The 2,361-nt window shown below is 38.0% G+C and carries 2 protein-coding genes; one reads left to right on the top strand and one right to left on the bottom strand.

The annotated features are described in order from the left end of the window. On the top strand, positions 1-1,271 hold a 1,271-nt coding region (locus MRT15_RS10200), incomplete at its 5' end, for a hypothetical protein (protein WP_304329990.1). A gap of 681 nt (positions 1,272-1,952) precedes the next feature. On the opposite strand, the gene MRT15_RS10195 is transcribed toward MRT15_RS10200, so the two are convergent. Then, positions 1,953-2,357 carry a PaREP1 family protein gene (locus MRT15_RS10195; protein ID WP_304329991.1) on the bottom strand — a complete coding sequence of 135 codons (405 nt, stop codon included), beginning with the start codon at positions 2,355-2,357 and terminating at the stop codon, positions 1,953-1,955. Positions 2,358-2,361 lie beyond the last annotated feature (4 nt).

The following is a 2,361-nucleotide window of genomic DNA, read 5'->3' as shown; positions in this document are numbered from 1 at the left end:
CAAACACGAAAATACAAGTACAAGTTGATGCTCTCCTACCACCAGAAGACCCAAACGCACCACCAGCACAGAAAACCATACTCATAGCATATGCAAACAACAACGAGCTCCGCATACCAACCGACACCATCAAAGACATCCTACAAGGAATAATCAACTACGAACAAAAATACAAAAACACACCACACATCACAGCCGCAAATTCACTCATCATCAGCGCATGGCTCCTTGACGAGAACGACAACCCCATAGACACAATAATCGACACAATACCATACAACCCACAAAAACTCCTCAACGGAGGACAAGAACAAAAAACCATAAAATTCCACACAACACAAAAAACAAGCCCAAACAAACAACCATCAGAAGCAACATGCGGACCAACATACTACTGGGAAACACAACAAACATGGAGCACAAACACAAAAATACCAACACTCATCATATACAACGATTACCCAAACTATAGCGCAACAATTTTAGGAAGTATTACAATTGTTGCTGAAAATACGAATGGTTTCAGGTTAGGTTTTTCCATAAAATTACCAGATTACGCATCATTCTCCTCCCCCCAAATTGGAGATTTCACAAACACAGGAAACTATAACTATGCTTATGGTTTTTTGGTTGGTCCTGGTCAGACTGGTTGGTCTTGGATTGTGGGGAGTGTTGTTGGTGGTTATTATAAGGAGGTGAAGTATTGCACGTTGACTGGTGTGAAGAGTTATACTGGTAAGGAGATGGTTGATGTGAAGGTGTATCCGAGTGTGTCTGGGAGTTATTTTGTTGGTGGTTATGAGGTTCGTAATGATACTGATGGTTCTTATTATCACTCCCTCCTCAAGTATTATGAGGTTGGTGAGCGTGGGCCTTTGCAGATTCCTAACACGCCCGTGGCTGATGGTTTGCTTAATGTGGGTGAGTCGCTTTTGTTTCGTGATGTTGCTGGGTATTATGCTTTTTCTGGTTTTGGTGTTGGTGTTAATGCGGGTAAGCTTCTTGTTGTTACGCTTGGTCTTAGTACTTCGAACCCAATAGTAGCGGCGCTCAGCCTGCTCGCGGTAACGATTCAATATGTCGATTATACTACTGTTTCTGTCCACACTTATGTAATGAATAAAGGAGCAATTCCTCCAGAGATTCCGAGTCCTTATAGGTCTTATGATGCGTCTGAGATGTTGTATGTTGGTGTTTCTTCGTATAGTGTTTATTTTGTGAGTGCTGGAAGATACGTAAATATTCCATATCAGGTCATAAGATCATATTAAATTTGAGAATATCTAAGCAGGATCAATATAGTGAGGTAACCAATGCTAAAGAACCATGGTAGGGATGGTATGATGAATCAATGAGCAGTAGTAGCTTTTCATGTTCTGAAAACGATAAAGAAGTACCAATATGTGGTGTATATATTATGTATTGCTTTGCGGAGATGTAACGAACTAGGAAATATTGTAGCATTCTAATTCGCAAGGAAAACTCTGTTTCTAGTGGAGATATTTAGAAAACATGATAAAATAGTGATTGTTTTTATTTTAAAATAAAAACATGTTTTTGAAAGTGCAATATATTTTTACTATTTTTCAGAGATTTCATATCATAGAAACCTACTAAAAACACAATGCATTCTCAATATATTTTATACTAAATATTACTTTTTACTAAAAATAAAACCATAATGATATCATTTGTAGTAAAATAGTATGCTTTTTACTTTCAATCCAAATTGCACTACAAGTAAATTATAAGCTTCGTGTTATAGAATTTGTATCTGAATGACGATACTATGGATAAAACTAGCATAAAAATCCATTTTTTACAAAATTTTGACTAAACTCATGATCCATGTGATGAATTTAAATATGGATATGAATAATCTTAAATCAAGACCTCCATAATAAGGAGGTAACTCTTGATACCAGGATGCTGACAAGTAGAAAAGGAACAATTTACACATTCTTTTCTCTTAAAACTTTTTTCGCAAGATCCACTATTGCCTCTATGTATCTAGAATCCTTCTTAACCCTTTCTCCACTAAGTCTAGCTTCGTGAAAACCTTCTACGTGTAAAACCCAAGCAGCTCTCCACCATAGTGGTAGTTCACTAACGTCTAATTTTATTGCTACAGCGTCTATGGTGTCAAAGAGTAAAGTGGACGACCATCTACCCTGCTCCACAGCTTTTTTAGCCTCATCTAAGCTGAGGGCTAGAGCCATGGCCTTCACAGCTTCTTCAGCTGCCTTGTACAGCTTCTCAGACGCCTGAATAGGATCTTTATCAGTCAGACTTTTTCCTTCCTCTAAGTACCCCAGGGCAAGATCAAGATGTTCCTCAGAAACTCTGCGACCCTCCATCTAT

Source organism: Candidatus Culexarchaeum yellowstonense, assembly GCF_024707025.1.
Classification (GTDB): Archaea; Thermoproteota; Methanomethylicia; order Culexarchaeales; family Culexarchaeaceae; genus Culexarchaeum.
This window is presented reverse-complemented; position numbering and strand designations above follow the sequence as displayed.

Bases quoted from the DNA above. Each gene is read 5' to 3' on its own strand.
- MRT15_RS10195 (WP_304329991.1), bottom strand. From the start codon at position 2,357: ATGGAGGGTCGCAGAGTTTCTGAGGAACATCTTGATCTTGCCCTGGGG.